At 58.9% G+C, this 13,769-nt stretch carries 15 protein-coding genes; 11 read left to right on the top strand and 4 right to left on the bottom strand.

Translation table 11 applies throughout. From position 1 onward, the window contains the following. Positions 1-31: 31 nt before the first annotated feature. Genes prfA through kdsA form a run of 5 tightly spaced genes read left to right on the top strand, consistent with a single transcriptional unit; the run spans position 32 to position 4,036 of the window. Positions 32-1,114, top strand: a complete 1,083-nt coding sequence (prfA, locus tag GNG26_RS13150; RefSeq protein WP_156239051.1) for a peptide chain release factor 1 — start codon at positions 32-34, stop codon at positions 1,112-1,114. Further along, positions 1,114-1,947, top strand: a complete 834-nt coding sequence (prmC, locus tag GNG26_RS13145; protein WP_156239050.1) for a peptide chain release factor N(5)-glutamine methyltransferase — start codon at positions 1,114-1,116, stop codon at positions 1,945-1,947. Before prfA ends, prmC begins: the two co-directional genes overlap by 1 nt. Then, complete coding sequence (sirB2, locus tag GNG26_RS13140; RefSeq protein ID WP_103822288.1) at positions 1,940-2,332, top strand: invasion regulator SirB2; 393 nt, start codon at positions 1,940-1,942, stop codon at positions 2,330-2,332. The genes prmC and sirB2 overlap by 8 nt, the downstream gene beginning before the upstream one ends. A gap of 3 nt (positions 2,333-2,335) precedes the next feature. After that, positions 2,336-3,145, top strand: a complete 810-nt coding sequence (gene sirB1 / locus GNG26_RS13135; RefSeq protein WP_103179948.1) for an invasion regulator SirB1 — start codon at positions 2,336-2,338, stop codon at positions 3,143-3,145. Positions 3,146-3,181: 36 nt separating this feature from the next. Continuing rightward, positions 3,182-4,036, top strand: a complete 855-nt coding sequence (gene kdsA, locus GNG26_RS13130; RefSeq protein WP_103822287.1) for a 3-deoxy-8-phosphooctulonate synthase — start codon at positions 3,182-3,184, stop codon at positions 4,034-4,036. Positions 4,037-4,128: 92 nt separating this feature from the next. On the opposite strand, the gene chaA is transcribed toward kdsA, so the two are convergent. Next, positions 4,129-5,229 carry a sodium-potassium/proton antiporter ChaA gene (gene chaA / locus GNG26_RS13125; RefSeq protein WP_103822286.1) on the bottom strand — a complete coding sequence of 367 codons (1,101 nt, stop codon included), beginning with the start codon at positions 5,227-5,229 and terminating at the stop codon, positions 4,129-4,131. A 268-nt stretch (positions 5,230-5,497) separates the two neighbouring features. On the opposite strand from chaA, the gene chaB reads away from it, so the two are divergent. Beyond that, complete coding sequence (chaB, locus tag GNG26_RS13120) at positions 5,498-5,728, top strand: putative cation transport regulator ChaB (RefSeq protein ID WP_103179945.1); 231 nt, start codon at positions 5,498-5,500, stop codon at positions 5,726-5,728. A gap of 192 nt (positions 5,729-5,920) precedes the next feature. Beyond that, positions 5,921-6,616: a gamma-glutamylcyclotransferase gene (locus GNG26_RS13115; protein WP_103179944.1), complete on the top strand. Its 696-nt coding sequence runs from the start codon at positions 5,921-5,923 to the stop codon at positions 6,614-6,616. A 40-nt stretch (positions 6,617-6,656) separates the two neighbouring features. On the opposite strand, the gene GNG26_RS13110 is transcribed toward GNG26_RS13115, so the two are convergent. The 3 genes from GNG26_RS13110 to ychN form a co-directional block, all read right to left on the bottom strand. After that, complete coding sequence (locus tag GNG26_RS13110; RefSeq protein ID WP_156239049.1) at positions 6,657-6,899, bottom strand: DUF1883 domain-containing protein; 243 nt, start codon at positions 6,897-6,899, stop codon at positions 6,657-6,659. Positions 6,900-7,111: 212 nt separating this feature from the next. After that, a complete protein-coding gene (locus tag GNG26_RS13105; RefSeq protein ID WP_114386509.1) occupies positions 7,112-8,896 on the bottom strand; it encodes a methyl-accepting chemotaxis protein in 1,785 nt (594 codons plus the stop codon). Positions 8,897-9,002: 106 nt separating this feature from the next. Further along, a complete protein-coding gene (gene ychN, locus GNG26_RS13100) occupies positions 9,003-9,356 on the bottom strand; it encodes a DsrE/F sulfur relay family protein YchN (protein WP_103179941.1) in 354 nt (117 codons plus the stop codon). A gap of 73 nt (positions 9,357-9,429) precedes the next feature. Between ychN and nasR the strand changes: the two genes are divergently transcribed. The 4 genes from nasR (at position 9,430) to GNG26_RS13080 (ending at position 13,760) form a co-directional block, all read left to right on the top strand. Next, positions 9,430-10,596 (top strand): nitrate regulatory protein NasR, encoded by a 1,167-nt coding sequence (gene nasR / locus GNG26_RS13095; protein ID WP_156239048.1) that lies wholly within the window; start codon positions 9,430-9,432, stop codon positions 10,594-10,596. A gap of 228 nt (positions 10,597-10,824) precedes the next feature. Further along, positions 10,825-12,072, top strand: coding sequence for a CmpA/NrtA family ABC transporter substrate-binding protein (locus GNG26_RS13090; RefSeq protein WP_114386513.1), 1,248 nt, complete (start codon positions 10,825-10,827; stop codon positions 12,070-12,072). A gap of 1 nt (position 12,073) precedes the next feature. Next, positions 12,074-12,961 carry a nitrate ABC transporter permease gene (gene ntrB / locus GNG26_RS13085; RefSeq protein WP_156239047.1) on the top strand — a complete coding sequence of 296 codons (888 nt, stop codon included), beginning with the start codon at positions 12,074-12,076 and terminating at the stop codon, positions 12,959-12,961. Between the two features lie 10 nt (positions 12,962-12,971). Then, positions 12,972-13,760: an ABC transporter ATP-binding protein gene (locus tag GNG26_RS13080; RefSeq protein ID WP_156240190.1), complete on the top strand. Its 789-nt coding sequence runs from the start codon at positions 12,972-12,974 to the stop codon at positions 13,758-13,760. Positions 13,761-13,769: the final 9 nt, after the last annotated feature.

Genomic DNA, 13,769 nt, shown 5'->3' with positions numbered 1-13,769 from the left:
CATTTTATAATTAAAAGGTGCACTTACGCCTATGAAGCCCTCTATTGTCGCCAAACTGGAAGCGCTGCACGAGCGCCATGAAGAAGTTCAGGCGCTGCTCGGCGATGCCGCGACCATTGCTGACCAGGAACGTTTCCGCGCCCTGTCGCGCGAATATGCACAATTAAGTGATGTTGCTAAATGCTTTACCGACTGGCAACAGGTTCAGGAAGATATTGAAACTGCGCAGATGATGCTCGACGACCCGGAAATGCGCGAGATGGCGCAGGAAGAGTTGCAGGAAGCGAAGGTCCGCTCCGAAGAGATGGAGCAGCAGCTTCAGGTGCTTCTGCTGCCAAAAGATCCGGACGATGAGCGCAACGCCTTTGTCGAAGTCCGCGCCGGAACCGGCGGGGATGAAGCGGCCCTGTTTGCCGGGGATCTGTTCCGTATGTACAGCCGCTATGCCGAGTCGCGTCGCTGGCGCGTGGAGATCATGAGCGCTAACGAAGGCGAACATGGTGGCTACAAAGAAGTGATCGCCAAAATCAGCGGCGAGGGCGTATACGGTCGCCTGAAGTTTGAGTCCGGCGGCCATCGCGTCCAGCGCGTCCCGGCCACCGAATCCCAGGGGCGTATCCACACCTCCGCCTGCACCGTGGCGGTCATGCCTGAGCTGCCGGAAGCTGAGCTGCCGGACATCAACCCGGCGGATCTGCGTATCGATACCTTCCGCTCCTCCGGCGCGGGCGGCCAGCACGTTAACACCACCGATTCCGCGATCCGTATTACCCACCTGCCAACCGGCATCGTGGTGGAGTGTCAGGACGAACGTTCCCAGCATAAAAACAAAGCCAAAGCGCTCTCGGTGCTGGGTGCCCGTATCCATGCCGCAGAGATGGCGAAACGCCAGCAGGCGGAAGCCTCAACCCGTCGCAACCTGCTGGGTAGCGGCGATCGCAGCGATCGCAACCGCACCTATAACTTCCCGCAGGGTCGTGTGACCGATCACCGTATCAACCTGACCCTCTATCGTCTGGATGAGACGATGGAAGGCAAACTGGATCTGCTGATCGAACCTATCGTGCAGGAGTACCAGGCCGACCAGCTGGCAGCGCTGGCAGAGCAGGATTAATGGATTTTCAGCACTGGCTACAGCAGGCGATAAGCACGCTGGCGGGGGGCGAAAGCCCCCGTCGCGATGCGGAGATCCTGCTGGAGCATGTGACGGGTAAAGCACGCACTTATCTTCTCGCCTTTGGCGAAACGCAGCTGACTGCTGACCAGCAGGCTCAGCTTGACGCGCTTCTGGCGCGCCGCAAAACCGGTGAGCCGGTGGCGCACCTGGTGGGCGAGCGTGAGTTCTGGTCGCTGCCGCTCTATGTCTCTGCGGCAACGTTAATTCCCCGTCCCGATACCGAATGCCTGGTGGAGCAAGCGCTGGCGAGATTGCCCGCCACCCCCGCGCGCATTCTGGATCTCGGCACCGGCACCGGGGCCATCGCCCTGGCGCTGGCCAGCGAGCGTTCGGACTGTCAGGTGACGGCAGTAGATCTCATGCCCGATGCGGTGGCGCTGGCACAGCGTAACCTTGAGCGCCTGGCGTTAGAGAACGTGACGGTGCAGCAGAGCAGCTGGTTTACCGCCCTCGCTGACCAGCAGTTCGAGATGATCGTCAGTAACCCGCCCTATATCGATGAGTGCGATCCGCATCTCGGCGAAGGGGATGTGCGCTTTGAACCGCGCAGCGCGCTGGTTGCGGCGGATCACGGACTGGCAGATCTCAGCCATATTATTATCCAGTCTCGCCAACACCTGGCCAGCAATGGCTGGCTGCTGCTGGAGCATGGCTGGACGCAGGGCGAAGCGGTGCGCAATCTCTTCCTGCAGGCCGGTTTTGCCCAGGTTGAAACCTGTCGCGACTATGGCGGCAACGAGCGCCTGACCGTGGGCAAATGGCATGAATAGCTTCTCTGTACTGATCGCCCTGCACCTGACGGCAGTCGTCCTGACCGTCAGTTTTTTTGCGCTGCGTTACTGGTGGCGTTACAGCAATAACGCCCTTATCAACGCGCGCTGGGTGCGGGTTCTGCCGCACTGCATCGACACCGTGCTGTTTCTTTCCGGCGCGGGGTTAATGTGGGTGACCGGTTATCTGCCGTTTACAGATGAAGGGTCATGGCTGACTGAAAAGCTGTTTGGCGTTATCATCTACATCGTTTTGGGTTTTATTGCGCTGGGACGTCATCGTCCGCGCAGCCAGCAGGCGGGGTTTGTTGCCTTTCTGCTGGGGCTGGTGGTGCTGTACATCATCATTAAACTCGCCACCACAAGAATACCGATACTGGGGTAAGTCATGGAGTCCTTGGCCGATTTCGAATTTAACAAAGTGCCGCTGTGCGATGGAATGATTAAGGTATCAGAGATGATCCGCGATGATTTCATTTCACAATACGTCTACGATGAACTGGAGAAACTGGTGAGTCTGGCGCGTGAAGAGATTAATCAGGCGCGCCCTCAGGACTGGCAACTGGAGAAACTGATTGAGCTTTTTTATGGCGAGTGGGGCTTTTGCGATACGCGTGGCGTGTATCGGCTCTCCGACGCGCTGTGGCTCGATCAGGTACTGAAAAACCGTCAGGGCAGCGCTGTCTCCCTGGGGGCGATTTTATTATGGGTAGCGCACCGTCTTGATATTCCGCTGGTGCCGGTCATCTTCCCGACGCAGATGCTGCTGCGCGCCGAGTGGCTGGACGGCGAGATGTGGTTAATCAATCCCTTTAATGGCGACACGCTCGACGATCACACGCTGGATGTCTGGCTGAAGGGCAACATCAGCCCGATGGCGGAGCTCTACAACGAAGATCTGGACGAAGCGGATAACGCCGAGGTGGTCCGCAAGCTGCTGGATACGCTGAAGTCAGCCCTGATGGAAGAGCGGCAGATGGAGCTGGCCTTGCGTGCCAGTGAGGTGCTGCTGCAGTTTAACCCGGAAGATCCGTACGAGATCCGCGACCGCGGCCTTATCTACGTGCAGCTTGAGTGTGACCACGTTGCGCTGAATGATTTAAGTTATTTTGTTGAGCAGTGTCCGGAAGATCCGATCAGCGAAATGATCCGCGCGCAGATTAATTCCATCGCGCACAAACAGATTACACTGCATTAATCTTAATTCCGATTCACACCTGAATAAGGCGATCCTATGAAACAAAAAGTGGTTAGCATTGGCGATATCAACGTGGCGAACGACCTGCCGTTCGTGCTGTTCGGCGGCATGAACGTACTGGAATCCCGCGACCTCGCGATGCGTATCTGCGAACACTACGTGACCGTGACCCAGAAGCTGGGTATCCCGTACGTGTTCAAAGCCTCTTTTGACAAAGCCAACCGCTCCTCTATTCACTCTTACCGCGGCCCGGGCCTGGAAGAGGGGATGAAAATTTTCCAGGAGCTGAAGCAGACCTTTGGCGTAAAAGTGATCACCGACGTCCATGAAGCAAGCCAGGCGCAGCCTGTGGCAGACGTGGTTGACGTGATCCAGCTGCCCGCGTTCCTTGCCCGTCAGACCGATCTGGTCGAAGCGATGGCGAAAACCGGCGCAGTGATCAACGTGAAAAAACCGCAGTTCGTCAGCCCAGGCCAGATGGGGAACATCGTTGATAAGTTTATCGAAGGCGGTAACGACCAGGTGATCCTGTGCGACCGTGGTTCCAACTTCGGTTATGACAACCTGGTGGTCGACATGCTGGGCTTCAGCGTGATGAAAAATGTCTCTAACCAGTCGCCGGTCATCTTCGACGTGACCCACTCTCTGCAGTGCCGCGACCCGTTTGGCGCAGCTTCCGGCGGCCGTCGTGCTCAGGTTACCGAACTGGCGCGCGCCGGTATGGCGACCGGTCTGGCGGGTCTGTTTATTGAAGCCCACCCGGATCCAGCCAACGCCAAGTGCGACGGCCCATCCGCGCTGCCGCTGGATAAGCTGGAGCCGTTCCTGAAGCAGATCAAGGCGATTGACGATCTGGTCAAGAGCTTTGAAGAGCTGGATACGTCCAACTAATTTGATGAAAGAAAAAACCCGCCGAGGCGGGTTTTTTTATGCCCGGCGGCGCTGCGCTTGCGCGGGCCTCCGGGTTCGGTGGTAATACTGCGTCACGCAAATATCGTCATCAGATAGGCCGCAAACAATGCCATGTGCGCCGCACCGTTGAGCACATTGGTGCGCCCGGTGGAAAACGAAATCTGGCACAGCAGCAGCGACGCCACCATCACAATCATCTCTGGTGCCCCCAGGCTGAACTGCAGCTCGTTACCGGTGAGGAAGGCGATCAGCGTCACCACCGGCACGGTCAGGGAGATGGTCGCCAGCACCGAGCCAAAGAAGAGGTTCATGGCACGCTGCACCTGGTTGTTCAGCACGGCACGTAATGCTCCCAGCCCTTCCGGGGAGAGGATCAGCAGCGCCACCAGGAAGCCGGTAAAGGCCACCGGCGCGTTCATCGCCGTCAACAGCGTCTCCAGCGGCGCCGCATTCATCTTGGTAACCGCAATGACCGCAATCAGATGCACCACCAGCCAGACCGTATGCCACAGGCTGCTGTGCGCGGACGGCTTGCCGTGATGCGGGTCATCGTCGTCGCTCTCATCTTCATGCTCATACACGAACAGGCTCTGGTGCGTTTTGGTCTGGATCAGCAGAAACACGCCGTACATCGCCGCAGAAATCAGCGCCACGAGCAGGGCCTGACCGGTAGTGAAATTGGCCCCCGGCAGCGCCATCGGGAATACCAGCACGATAATCGCCAGCGGGAAGAGAGCGATCAGGTACTGCTTAATACCAAACAGGTTCAGATATTGTGTCGCGAATTTGCGCCCACCCAGCAGCAGCGAGAAGCCGACCAGCCCGCCGGTGACAATCATAATGATGGAGTAGAGCGTATCGCGCATCAGCGTAGGCGCCGCATCACCGGTCGCCATCAGGGCGGAAATAAGGCTCACTTCGAGAATAACGACGGAAAGACTTAAAATCAGGGAACCGTAAGGTTCGCCCAGGCGGTGGGCCAGCACGTCGGCATGGCGTACAACGCTAAAAGCACTGCTCAGAATACCCACGAGGGCCAGAATATTAATCCCGATGACCACTGGCAGTGACTGCGCGCTTCCCCAGAAGAGCAGCACGGCCAGGGCCAGCACCGGGAAAATGAGAGACGTCTCCTTATGACGGGTTTTCACCGTCTCGTGTGCGGTTGTCATGTATTTCTCCGTTTTGGCAGGTGCTTGTAATTATAGATAGAAAAAGAGGAGGTTAAATTAACAGATCCCCTTTAATCTCTGAGTATCTTTTACTTAATTTTACGGTACAGGTGAATTATTCCACGAGATCGTCATAATAATATATTTTTGTTAAATAGGGTCTTAATAACAGTGCATTAAGAAAATGAAACTCAGAATTATAGATTCGACTGGAAGCCTGCGGCATTGTCGACCACACTTATTAAGTGAATAAAAAGAGGGGGTTGCTATGCCATACAAATCGAAAACTGATTTACCGGATAACGTTAAGAACGTACTGCCTGCCCACGCGCAGGATATTTACAAAGAAGCCTTTAACAGCGCCTGGGATCAGTACAAAGATAAAGAGGACCGTCGGGGCGATGACAGTCGTGAGGAGACCGCTCACAAGGTGGCCTGGGCGGCGGTGAAGCAGGACTACGAAAAGGGAGACGATGATAAGTGGCATAAGAAGAAATAGTCATTGCTTAGTTAGCTGTGCTTAATAGTTTGCACCGTCGGCTTTGACTTTTAAGGCGGTCGGCCTCGCGCTCTGTTGCACCCGGCGAGATTATTGCATATCGTCACCCTACTGCTTTCTAATTGAGCAGTAAAAGGACCCGGAAGGTTCATAAAGTGAGGGCAGGGATGCAGGCAGTGGCGGAGGTGCAATATGTTAACGCGAGATTTTCTTATGAAGGCCGACTGCAGAACGGCCTTTGGTGCGATTGAAGAGTCGCTTCTGTGGTCAGCCGAGCAGCGCGCAGCGTCGCTGGCTGCGACCCTGGCCTGCCGTCCGGACAACGGTCCGGTATGGCTCTTCGGCTATGGTTCCCTGATGTGGAACCCGGCGCTGGAGTATGTTGAATCGGCAACCGGGACGCTTCCGGGCTGGCATCGTGCCTTCTGTTTGCGCCTGACCGCCGGACGCGGCAGCGCCTGCCAGCCAGGCCGTATGCTTGCACTAAAAGAGGGCGGACGCACCACCGGCGTGGCCTACCGTCTGCCGGATGCGACCCTGGAAGAGGAGCTGGCGCTGCTGTGGAAGCGTGAGATGATCACGGGCTGCTATATGCCGAGCTGGTGTCGGCTGGAGCTGGATGATGGACGCACCGTTAACGCCTTGGTCTTTATTATGGACCCGCGCCATCCGCTGTTTGAGGCCGACACGCGCGCGCAGGTCATCGCCCCGCTGATTGCCGCCGCCAGCGGCCCGCTTGGCACCAACGCACAATATCTCTTCTCGCTCGATCAGGAGCTGACGCGTCTCGGCATGCAGGATGATTGTCTGAACGAGCTGGTGTCGCGGGTGCGGGCACTGCTGGATAACGAATCGCCGGAAAGCCAGCTGCGCCCTGGCTTTGCCTGAAAAAAAGCCCGGTGACATTGCGCCACCGGGCGAAGAATGATCATGCTGCAACGTAGCTGATGGAGTGCTCAAGCGACTGGCTGTGGCTGTCGATGAGCACCTCCCAGGTTCCGGTATAGGGCACCGTCAGCCAGGCGTTGTCCCTGTTCTGTACGCTTAAAATATCTGCCTGCGTTTTACGTGGCGCTTTGTTACTCATCAGATGAATATGACAACGTTCTGAGCAGCGCACCACTACCGTATCCCCGCCAAACAACTTCAGACTTGCTTTTACCAGTGCCATTTTTTTACCCCGTATCCGGAAACAACGCTCTCCTTGCGGCTAATCCTGAGCGTGATGTTGTTCACAATTCACTCATGGCATAACACCAAAGGGGAAGGATCGGAGTGCTGATTTTGATCAAAAAATGGCATAAGCCTTAAACAAAAATGACAAAATGCCTGAAAGCGCGCAGCGGACATCGCTTTACGCGGCATTCAGGCAGCGGATTAACATTAAATGCGGAAATGACCGGCGGTTTCAGCGAGGTCGCCTGCCTGACCCTGCAGGGCGCTGGCGGCGGCAGCCGACTGCACCACCAGTTCGGCGTTCTGCTGCACCATGCTGTCCAGATTGAGCACCGCGCGGTTAATCTCCTGAATGCCTTTCATCTGCTCGCTGGTTGCCACGGTGATCTCCCGCATAATCCCCGACATGCTGCCAATGCTGGTGACGATCTCATTCATGCTCTGCCCGGCAAGATGCACATAGCGCGAACCGGTCGCCACGCTGTCGGTGGTGGAGTCGATCAGGCTTTTGATCTCTTTTGCCGCCTGGGCGCTGCGGCTGGCGAGATTACGCACTTCGCCCGCCACCACGGCAAAGCCGCGCCCTTGCTCACCGGCACGCGCCGCTTCAACCGAGGCGTTCAGCGCCAGAATATTGGTCTGGAAAGCAATGCCGTCAATCACGCTGGTGATGTCGCCAATTTTGGTCGAGGCGGCTTCGATGGATTGCATGGTGGTGATCGCCTGCGACACCACGTTGCCGCCCCGCGTCGCGGCCTCAGCAGCTTTGCCCGCCTGCGCGTTCGCCACGGCGGCAGATTCGGTGGACTGCGCCACGGAGGCGGTGATCTGCTCCACGGCGCTGGCGGTTTCACGCAGGCTGGAGGCGGCCCGCTCGGTGCGGCCAGAGAGATCCTGGTTCCCGGCGGCAATCTCCTGGGCGGCGTTCTTCACCGAGGCGCTGGCGTCGCGCAACTGCACCATCACCACCGCGAGTTTATCGCTGAAGGCGTTAAAAGCATGGGCGATCTGCGCCACTTCATCGTCACCTTTCTCCGGCAGACGCTGGGAGAGATCGTTGGTGCCGTTGGCAATGGCGTGCATCGCATCGCGAATATCCGACAGGCGCTTCAGCAGGCGGGCTATCACGAAATGCACAACCACCGCGCTGAGCAGCACCAGCACAACCAGCGACAGGGAGGAGGCTTTCAGCAGAGTGCGCATACCTGTCGTCGCATCATCGCTGTCAAGCGCGACAATCAGCTGCCACTGGGTACCGGCAATCGGGGTTGCGGAGAAGGTTTTCGCCACGCCGTTGTACTCCCCCTCGGCGCTGTTGCCATTCTTCAGCGCAGCCAGATCGACGCCGCTGATGACCGCTTTAAAAGGCTTTAAGGTCAGCTCGGGATCGCTGGCGGCGATGACCGAACCCTCGCTGTCAACCAGCAGCCCGCTGCTGGCTGGTGTCGGATGGATGCCGCGCACGTTGGCGATCACGCTGTCCATCGCCACATCGCCCGCCAGCACCGCTTTCAGCTCGCCGTTCTCTTTCACCGGCACGGCGAAAGTGACCACCAGCTTTTTGGTGCCGGTATCCACATACGGGGCGGTGACGACGGCGCGATCCTCTCTCACCGCCTGCTGATACCACGGACGCACCGTTGGATCGTAGTCGGCAGGAACCCCTTCAGGATTGGAAAACTTCGCGGTTTTGCTGGCGTAGCCGGCATAGACGTTGATAAACCCGCCCGCCTGCGCCAGCTGTTTAAACATTGGTACCGGATCGTCGCTCAGGACGACGTTCTGCAGGGAGTTGATCACCAGCGTCTTGCTGCTGACCCAGTCGGCAATCGCCATGCTGTGGCTGGCGCTGGTGCTGGCCAGTATCGAACGTTGGGACTGTTGATTATCCTGACGCGTGACCTGGAAATTAATCACGGTATTCAGTAAAAGCGCGGCGATCAGACATCCGACCGTCGCCGCAATAATACGAGCGCGAATTGACCTGAACATAATGAAATACCTGCTGTGTTGTTGTAAAAAGCCTATCGGCATCGGGCAGGCAAACTTGAAGCTGGAACCGCGCTCATAAGAAAAAAATATTTTTGTTAATGCATTATTAGAAAGTTAATAGTTTATCCGCGGATAGCGTCCACTGCGCCAGCTCCACCAGGGTACCAATCTCCACCCCGTCGATCAGCGGCAGGGCGCTGATACCGCGGCCATCGGCGCAGGTTTTGCACAACTTCACCGGCACGTTTTGCGCCGTCAGGATCTCCAGCATCTGCTGAATGTTATAGCCCTCCGCCGGTTTTTGCCCACGTAGTCCGGCAGTGACCGCGTCGGACATCAAAAACAGGCGCAGATCCAGGTCACTCTCCTGCTCGCGTAAGGCAATCGCCAGTCGCAGGCTGTTGAACAGCGATTCGCTGCCATAGGCCGCACCGTTAGCGACAATCACAATCTTCTGCATGTTGACTCCTGAATAATGAAAAGGCATGAAAATTGCTTCTCTCTTCGGCAGACACTGACCCGGGAGAATAAGCATGACGATAAACACAGGCCGTCCACCCGGCGCCACGGAATGGTTCCAGCAGGCCAGGCTGCTGCGTAAACAGCAGCTGTGCAAACTGGCACAGCTGGGTACGCTGGTGAGCCGGATCAGCCATCTTGTGCATATGCTACAGTGCGAGCGGGGCGCCTCCAACATCTGGCTCTGTTCCGAAGGGGCGCTCTATGCCCTGGAGTGTAAAGCCAGCCGCGCGCTGGTCGACGAGCATGTGCAGGCGCTGCACCAGGCGCTCGGCTCGCCGGTGATGGCCAGCGGTGCCCTGTGCGAGCGGGTGGCCAACGCCCTGCAAAGTCTGGAGCAGCTTCCCGCGCTGCGTGAGACGATTACGGCTTGCGCGCTGCCCGCTACGGCGGCGATGGAGCGTTATAGCCGTATGCTGCGAAACCTGCTCAGTATTGTGCCGCAACTCAATGACAGCATTGATGACCCGCAAATCGCGGGCAGATTTGTCGCGCTCTACAGTCTGATGCAGGGCAAAGAGCTGGTGGGGCAGGAGCGGGCCCTGGGAGCGATTGGCTTTACCCAGGGCTTTTTCAGCGATGAGATGCGCCAGACGCTGGTAGACAGAATCGACGGCCAGCAAACCTGTTTCGAGGTCTTTCTCTCCCTGACCCCTCCCAGCCTGCACGATCCTTTCAATCTCAGCGTACCGGGGGCGGAGGTCGAACAGTTGCGGCGGCTGGCCTGCACCCGGCAACCCGCCGCGGATCAGGGAGTGCTGGCGCTGCACTGGTTCTCGCTGCAAACCGAACGCCTCGAACATCTGCGCACCCTGGAAGAGATGCAGATTGCCGATCTGATGCTGGCGGTGGAGGCGCTGATTAGCCGGGCTGACGACGAGCCGCGTGCAGAGCCGCAGACGGAAGAGCCGCTGGCCCTCTATCCACAAAAACCGCTGCTGCCGCTGGTGCGCCAGCAGGCGCAGGAGATTGAGCAGCTCTCCCGCCAGCTGGCCTCGATGCGCGACACGCTGGAGGAGCGCAAGGTGATCGACAAGGCCAAAAGCGTGTTAATGACCCATCAGCAGATGAGTGAGGAGCAGGCCTGGTGCCAGCTGCGCAAGATGGCGATGGATAAAAATCAACGGATGGTAGATATCGCCCGCGCGTTGCTGACGGTCAAAGCCCTGTGGCAGCCGTAAATGCACCCCGGATGGGCAACGCTTGCATGGTTGAGGTGCGTTCTCGCTGTCGGAATGCAGAAAAGCCCCGTCCTTTAAGCACTTAAAACCTGGCATCACCCTTGCATTAATCAACATAACAATTTTAACGACGCGCCAACGGCGGTGTGTCGTTCTTGAGGATAAAGGCGTCCTGCGGTGCTTCGGCACTGCCGGGCGCTTTTTTTTGCCATTTTTTCAGGAGTGAGCATGGTGGAATGGACAAGACGGCGTTTTTTACAGGCCAGTGCGCTGGCGGGCGGGGCGCTGATGTTGCCGGGATTGATGCAGGGCGCATGGGCCGCGGGCTCCGATAAACCGGAGCTGGACACGGTGCGCGTCGGCTTTATCCCCCTGACCGACTGCGCGCCGCTGGCGATCGCGGCCTGGAAAGGGTTCGATAAGAAATATGGCTTCACCCTGGTGCCGAGCAAAGAGGCGAGCTGGGCGGCGGTACGCGACAAGCTGGTGGCTGGGGAGCTGGACGCGGCGCATATTCTCTATGGCCTGCTGTACGGCCTGGAGCTGGGGATCGCCGGTAAAGCCAAACCGATGGCCAACCTGATGACCCTCAACCGGAACGGGCAGGCGATCACCCTGTCGAGCGATCTGGCTCAGCAGGGTGTGCGCGACGTCGAGGGGCTGAAGAAGCTCATCGCCCGGGAAGCACCGGGCACCTACACCTTCGCCCACACTTTTCCCACCGGCACCCACGCCATGTGGCTCTACTACTGGCTGGCGAGCGCAGGCATCAACCCCTTCGACGACGTGCGCACCGTGGTGGTGCCGCCGCCGCAGATGGTGATGAACATGCGCATCGGCAACATGGTCGGCTTCTGCGTCGGCGAGCCGTGGAACGCCCGCGCCATTAACGATCGCATCGGCTTTACCGCCGCCACCTCCCAGTCCATCTGGCCGGAACACCCGGAAAAAGTGCTCGGCACCCGCCACGAGTGGGTAGAGCAATACCCGAACACTGCCCGGGCGCTGGTCAGCGCGCTGCTGGAGGCCCAGCGCTGGATCGACGCCTCACCGCAGAACAAAGAGGAGACCGCGCAGCTGCTGGCCCGGCGCGCCTGGCTCAACACCAAAGAGCAGTACCTCACGGGCCGGATGCTGGGCGAATACGACAGCGGAACCGGCAACCGCTGGCAGGATGCCAACCCGATCCGCTTCTTTGAGGAGGGGGCGGTGAGCTACCCGTGGCACTCCGACGGAATGTGGTTCCTGACCCAGTTCCGCCGCTGGGGACTACTGAAAACCGACCCGGATTACGCCGCTATCGCCCAGCGCATCAACCGCACCGACATCTGGCAGGATGCCGCCACTGCCGTGGGCGGGATTCGCGCACCTTCATCGCCGCTGCGCACCAGCACCTTAATGGACGGCACCGTCTGGGACGGCACCGATCCGAAGGGTTACGCCAACCGTTTCGCCATTCACCGTACAGGGGCCTGATATGAAAAACGTCAACATTAAAGCCGCACCCGCCGTACCCGCCGAGCCGGTCAGCGGGGAAGTGATCGCCCTGCCGCCGGTGCAGGTCCGCCGCCGCACTCCGGGGTTTGCCCGCCGGACCAACGATCTGCTCCAGCGCATCATTCCGGCGCTGCTTGGCCTGGGGTTGCTGGTGATCGCCTGGCAGCTGGCGGCTATCAACAGCAAAGGGTTCCCGACGCCGCTCAGCACCCTGGACTCGGCCATCACGCTATTTGCCGATCCGTTCTACCGAGATGGCCCCAATGATATGGGGGTGGGCTGGAACGTGCTGGCCTCGTTGCAGCGTGTCGCTATCGGCTTTGGCCTGGCAGCGATCGTCGGCATCCCGCTGGGCTTTATGATTGGCCGGTTTACCTTTATGTCCCGCATGTTCACCCCGCTGATTGCGCTGCTGCGCCCGGTCAGCCCGCTGGCCTGGCTGCCCATCGGCCTGCTGCTGTTCCAGAAGGCGGAGCCTGCTTCCAGCTGGACCATTTTTATCTGCTCGATCTGGCCGATGGTCATCAATACCGCCGAAGGGGTGCGCCGCATTCCGGAAGATTACCTCAACGTGGCGCGGGTGCTGCAGCTCTCCGAGTGGACGGTGATGCGCCGCATTCTCTTCCCGGCCGTGCTGCCTGCGGTACTCACCGGGGTGCGGCTCTCCATCGGCATCGCGTGGCTGGTGATTGTCGCCGCCGAGATGCTCACCGGGGGCTTGGGGATCGGCTTCTGGATCTGGAACGAGTGGAACAACCTCAACGTTGAAAACATTCTCATCGCCATCGTCATTATCGGCGTGGTGGGTTTGCTGCTGGAGCAGGGGCTGATGCTGATCGCCCGCCGTTTCAGCTGGCAGGAAAAATAAGGAGCACATGATGAAACCTCTCATTCAGGTCCAGGCCGTCAGCCAGCGTTTTTCCACCGCCAGCGGCGAGTTCCTGGCGTTGCAGAACGTCTCTTTTGATATTCACGAAGGGGAGACCATCAGCCTGATTGGTCACTCCGGCTGCGGCAAATCGACGCTGCTGAACCTGATCGCCGGCATCACGTTGCCGACAGAAGGCGGGCTTCTCTGCGATAACCGCGAGATCGCCGGGCCAGGGCCGGAGCGGGCGGTGGTGTTCCAGAACCACTCCCTGCTGCCGTGGCTCACCTGTTTTGACAACGTAGCGCTGGCGGTGGATCAGGTCTTCCGCCGCAGCATGAGCAAAGCCGAGCGGCGGGAGTGGATCGAACACAACCTCGAGCGGGTGCAGATGGGGCACGCCATCCACAAGCGGCCGGGGGAGATCTCCGGCGGCATGAAACAACGGGTGGGGATTGCCCGCGCCCTGGCGATGAAGCCAAAAGTGCTGCTGATGGATGAGCCGTTCGGCGCGCTGGATGCCCTGACCCGCGCCCATCTGCAGGATTCGGTGATGCACATTCAGCAGGAGCTGAACACCACCATCGTGCTGATCACCCACGACGTGGACGAAGCGGTGCTGCTCTCGGATCGGGTGCTGATGATGACCAACGGCCCGGCGGCAACGGTAGGCGAGATTTTGCGTGTCGACCTGCCGCGTCCGCGCAACCGGGTGCAGCTGGCGGAGGATAGCCGCTATCACCATATGCGCCAGCAGATCCTGCACTTCCTCTATGAAAAACAGCCGAAAGCGGCCTGAGGAGCATAA

Source organism: Leclercia sp. J807 (assembly GCF_009734465.1).
Classification (GTDB): Bacteria; Pseudomonadota; Gammaproteobacteria; order Enterobacterales; family Enterobacteriaceae; genus Enterobacter.
Note: the sequence above shows the minus strand (reverse complement) of the source record. Positions and strands in the feature narration are given on the sequence as shown.

Excerpts from the sequence above, each read along its gene's own strand:
- GNG26_RS13080 (WP_156240190.1), top strand. The coding sequence starts at position 12,972 with ATGAAACCTCTCATTCAGGTCCAGGCCGTCAGCCAGCGTTTTTCCACC.
- sirB2 (WP_103822288.1), top strand. The coding sequence starts at position 1,940 with ATGAATAGCTTCTCTGTACTGATCGCCCTGCACCTGACGGCAGTCGTC.
- GNG26_RS13105 (WP_114386509.1), bottom strand. The coding sequence starts at position 8,896 with ATGTTCAGGTCAATTCGCGCTCGTATTATTGCGGCGACGGTCGGATGT.
- GNG26_RS13110 (WP_156239049.1), bottom strand. The coding sequence starts at position 6,899 with ATGGCACTGGTAAAAGCAAGTCTGAAGTTGTTTGGCGGGGATACGGTA.
- prfA (WP_156239051.1), top strand. The coding sequence starts at position 32 with ATGAAGCCCTCTATTGTCGCCAAACTGGAAGCGCTGCACGAGCGCCAT.
- sirB1 (WP_103179948.1), top strand. The coding sequence starts at position 2,336 with ATGGAGTCCTTGGCCGATTTCGAATTTAACAAAGTGCCGCTGTGCGAT.
- ychN (WP_103179941.1), bottom strand. The coding sequence starts at position 9,356 with ATGCAGAAGATTGTGATTGTCGCTAACGGTGCGGCCTATGGCAGCGAA.
- GNG26_RS13090 (WP_114386513.1), top strand. The coding sequence starts at position 10,825 with ATGGTGGAATGGACAAGACGGCGTTTTTTACAGGCCAGTGCGCTGGCG.
- chaA (WP_103822286.1), bottom strand. The coding sequence starts at position 5,229 with ATGACAACCGCACACGAGACGGTGAAAACCCGTCATAAGGAGACGTCT.
- nasR (WP_156239048.1), top strand. The coding sequence starts at position 9,430 with ATGACGATAAACACAGGCCGTCCACCCGGCGCCACGGAATGGTTCCAG.
- GNG26_RS13115 (WP_103179944.1), top strand. The coding sequence starts at position 5,921 with ATGTTAACGCGAGATTTTCTTATGAAGGCCGACTGCAGAACGGCCTTT.
- ntrB (WP_156239047.1), top strand. The coding sequence starts at position 12,074 with ATGAAAAACGTCAACATTAAAGCCGCACCCGCCGTACCCGCCGAGCCG.
- prmC (WP_156239050.1), top strand. The coding sequence starts at position 1,114 with ATGGATTTTCAGCACTGGCTACAGCAGGCGATAAGCACGCTGGCGGGG.
- kdsA (WP_103822287.1), top strand. The coding sequence starts at position 3,182 with ATGAAACAAAAAGTGGTTAGCATTGGCGATATCAACGTGGCGAACGAC.
- chaB (WP_103179945.1), top strand. The coding sequence starts at position 5,498 with ATGCCATACAAATCGAAAACTGATTTACCGGATAACGTTAAGAACGTA.